The sequence below is a fragment of the Escherichia sp. WS568 genome (assembly GCF_046486085.1).
Lineage (GTDB): Bacteria > Pseudomonadota > Gammaproteobacteria > Enterobacterales > Enterobacteriaceae > Escherichia > Escherichia coli.
Genome location: NZ_JBJQMC010000053.1, coordinates 1 through 3,758, shown reverse-complemented (window position 1 = coordinate 3,758; position 3,758 = coordinate 1). Strand labels below are relative to the sequence as shown.

General features: G+C 48.0%; 1 protein-coding gene, 1 tRNA gene and 2 pseudogenes. 2 read left to right on the top strand and 2 right to left on the bottom strand.

Annotated features, from left to right (window positions below; genetic code table 11):
• Nucleotides 1-110 precede the first annotated feature (110 nt).
• Nucleotides 111-1,262: pseudogene (yicI, locus tag ACJHWR_RS25055) on the bottom strand (alpha-xylosidase); the annotation flags it as partial.
• A gap of 9 nt (nt 1,263-1,271) precedes the next feature.
• The gene (locus ACJHWR_RS25050; protein WP_000834422.1) at nt 1,272-2,654 is read right to left on the bottom strand and encodes a glycoside-pentoside-hexuronide family transporter; all 1,383 of its coding nucleotides are present in this window, start codon (nt 2,652-2,654) and stop codon (nt 1,272-1,274) included.
• 292 nt (nt 2,655-2,946) lie between these two features.
• On the opposite strand from ACJHWR_RS25050, the gene ACJHWR_RS25045 reads away from it, so the two are divergent.
• Both ACJHWR_RS25045 and ACJHWR_RS25040 read left to right on the top strand, forming a co-directional pair.
• Nucleotides 2,947-3,041, top strand: a tRNA-Sec gene (locus ACJHWR_RS25045).
• Nucleotides 3,042-3,203: 162 nt separating this feature from the next.
• Nucleotides 3,204-3,674: pseudogene (locus tag ACJHWR_RS25040) on the top strand (tyrosine-type recombinase/integrase); the annotation flags it as partial.
• Nucleotides 3,675-3,758 lie beyond the last annotated feature (84 nt).

Here is a 3,758-nt window from a genome sequence, read left to right as displayed (position 1 = left end):
CAGATCAAGAGCCTGTCCAATGTGCATAAAAAATCCGGAAACAAGTGAGCGTTTCCGGATTCTTACACAGCCACTGGATCGGTCAACTGATCCTTAACTGATCGGCATTACAGACCTGGCTGCCATTTATCCCACTGCCACAGCGAACCGTCCGGGCGTTTGAGTAAATAACCTTTCTCTTGTAACTCTTTAAAGACAGGGGATTTTTGCCCGATATAAGGGTTAATCCAGACGCAGATTTTTAGCCCTTTCGCTTTCAGACGGCGGATCATCCCTTCCGGGTCCGGGAAAGTCAGCGGGTCCCACTCAAAATCGCACCACTGGAAGGCTTTCATCCAGAAACAGTCAAAGTGGAAAACATGCAGCGGCAGATTGCGTTCCGCCATACCATCGATAAAGCTGTTTACCGTCGCTTCGTCGTAGTTGGTGGTAAATGAAGTGGTTAGCCACAGACCGAAGGACCACGCGGGCGGCAGCGCCGGACGACCAGTAAAACGGGTATAACGATCAAGTACCGCTTTCGGCGTCGGGCCGTCGATAACAAAGTATTCGAGATATTCACTCTCAACGCTGAACTGCACTTTGGAGACTTTCTCCGATCCCACTTCAAAAGAGACGCATTGAGGATGATTGACCAGTACCCCATAACCACGGTTAGTCATATAGAACGGAATATTTTTATACGCCTGTTCAGTACTTGTGCCGCCGTCCCGGTTCCAGGTCTCTACCGTTTGGCCATTGCGCACCAGGGCAGTAAAGCGCTCTCCCAGACCGTAAACTGTTTCGCCAACGCCAAGATCCAGCCGCTCAAACATATAATTTCGTTGATTATTCGTGTCCTGCACGTAGCCATTATTTTTCACCTGACTACCGGTAATACGTTCGCCGTTGCGCAGAAAATCCAGTGACCAGAACTCACCTTTGCTGACACGCGCACTTAAGTTGCCACTTTTAAACTCAGCGTAACGTTCTGTGTTTTCGATTGTGACCTTCACGTCCTGCAAAATATTGAGCGGGTAATGAGGACCGTTATTCAGCGCCCCCTGAAAATGCTCAATCCGTACACCGACAATACCTTCCTGTGGGGAGAAAAAGCGCAGCGTAAATAAAGGCGTATCAAGCTGCCAGGTACGTTCACGCACATCACGGGGGGCAGCATAGACCACCATTTCATTACCCTGCTGTTCAACCTCGAACACCTGAAGCGGGTGAATCAAATTGAGGCCAGGTTGAATCAACCAGTTTCCGTCGCTAATTTTCATTGCCGTTCCTTAGTTCTGCACTTCTTGAGAGGTGAATTGTTGCTGGCAACGGCGTTTGCCCTGGGCCAGCTGTTCCATAACGGTTTTCAGATTGTGCGTCGTGAGTGAGTAGTAGCGTTTAGCGATAATCGCGCTCAGCAAATAACAGATCGCCGGAACAATCGTGAATAGCGCGATAATGATGCTAATCGTGGCGCTGTTCTGCGCTTTTTCTGCCGCATCATATCCGCCATAAGCCAGCATCCAGCCGATAAGAGCGCCGCCGAAGGCCAACCCCAGTTTGAGCACAAACAGCGTGCCAGCAAAACTGATCCCGGTCAGGCGTTTACCATTACACCACTCGCCGTAGTCGACGGTATCGGACATCATTACCCACTGGATAGGTGTCACCAGTTGATGCAACACACCAATCACGAAGATGAAGACAAACATGGTGATGCTGGCCTGCATAGGAACAAAGAACATCGCGAGGCTAATCACTGCCAGCAGGGCGTTCGTCCACCAGAAGATAGTGACTTTACATTTCCAGTCGGTCAGCGGTTTCGCCAGTGCGGAACCAATCAGGTTACCCACGCAATAAGTGGTAAGAAAAGCGACAAACACTTCCGGCGTACCCAAAATCCATGTGACGTAATACATCATCGCCCCGCCGCGTACGCATACCGCCAGAATATTGAAAATGGTTAGTAAACCGACAATACGCCACTGGTCGTTTTGCCAGATATCACGTAAATCTTCCCTCATAGACGTCGTTGTAGGTGGTGCTTCAACGCGTTCTTTAGTGGTGAAGAAACAAAATGCCAGCATCATGAATGCCACCACGGAAAGGACCGCGATACCGCCCTGGAAACCGAGTGGTTTATTATCACCACCAATTAAATTAACCAGCGGCATCATCAGAACAGTAGAGAGCATGCCTCCCGCAGTCGCCAGCACAAAACGCCAGGATTGCAGCGAGATACGCTGAGTCGGGTCATTGGTGATTACACCACCCAATGCGCAGTAAGGGATATTAACGATGGTATAAAGTAAGGTAAGTAGGGTGTAAGTAATTGCTGCATAAATCATTTTTCCGTTCATACTGAGATCTGGCGTGCTATAGGCCAGTACACAGACGATCCCAAATGGCAGTGCGCCAAACAGTACCCACGGACGAAATTTACCCCAGCGAGAGCGCGTTCGATCGGCCAACAACCCCATGCAAGGATCGGAAATCGCATCCAGTGCACGAGCGACCAAAAACATGGTTCCGACAAATCCGGCAGGAATGCCAAAAATATCGGTATAAAAGAACATCATATATAACATTACGTTATCGAAAATAATGTGGCTGGCGGCGTCTCCCATGCCATAACCAATTTTCTCTTTAACGGACAACACTTCACTCTTCATCTGCTTTTCCTTGATGCTATAGGGGTGCTGAGACCGATAACGCATTTTGTAAACCATCCCTGCGAGAGCGAATATTCCGATATCTGGTTATTAATTTATGATTCTTGTTTTATGTGATCGTGGTAGCGTAAATTACGCTCATATATCATTGTAAAGTATGGGTTTTATATGAACTATAATGCTTTCGTGATAATACGCTGCATGTATTAGGCGGAAAAAACTGATCTGGGGGATGTAGAAACTCAAGGAAGTAGCTATAATGCGCCCCGCCTCCATGTAGCAATCGAGGCGCGGAAGATCGTCGTCTCCGGTGAGGCGGCTGGACTTCAAATCCAGTTGGGGCCGCCAGCGGTCCCGGGCAGGTTCGACTCCTGTGATCTTCCGCCAAACTTCATCCAGCCAGTTCCGAGATGATCCATAAAACCCTTTATATTCAATATGATGAATAATCATCTTATCCGTAACAGTCCGAGATCGTCTCCCTAAATCCGCGAAAAATATGTATAGTAATGTGTATAGATTTTTTATAAGTAGTTTTCAGTTATACACATGGCTCTCACCGATATACAGATCAAACGTGCAAAACCACAAGACAAGCCATACACATTGAACGATGGACAAGGTCTGTCATTGCTTATCAATCCCGATGGCTCGAAAGGCTGGCGTTTCCGTTTCCGGTTTGCAGGGAAAGCGCGGTTAATGTCATTTGGCAGCTACGATTTAGTAAGCCTCGCAGAAGCACGTGAGAAGCGTGATATCGCCCGTAAGCAGGTTGCTAATGGCATTGACCCGGTAGAGGAACGCAAAGCTTTAAGACTCGCCCAAAAGCTATCAACAGAAAATTCTTTCGAAGCAATATGTCGAGAATGGCATACCAACAAAGCTGACCGCTGGACTGTGGCCTATCGAGAAGAAATCATTAAGACATTCGAGCAAGATGTCTTCCCGTTCATTGGTAAACGTCCTATCAGTGAAATCAAACCATTAGAACTGCTTTGGATTTGCCCCTATATTTCCAGACACCTGTTATCACTTAACCCATTACTGGCCTGCTGCCGCAGATATTCCCGTGGCGAGCGATAACCCAGTGCACTATGCGGATGC

Bases quoted from the DNA above. Each gene is read 5' to 3' on its own strand.
- ACJHWR_RS25050 (WP_000834422.1), bottom strand. From the start codon at position 2,654: ATGAAGAGTGAAGTGTTGTCCGTTAAAGAGAAAATTGGTTATGGCATG.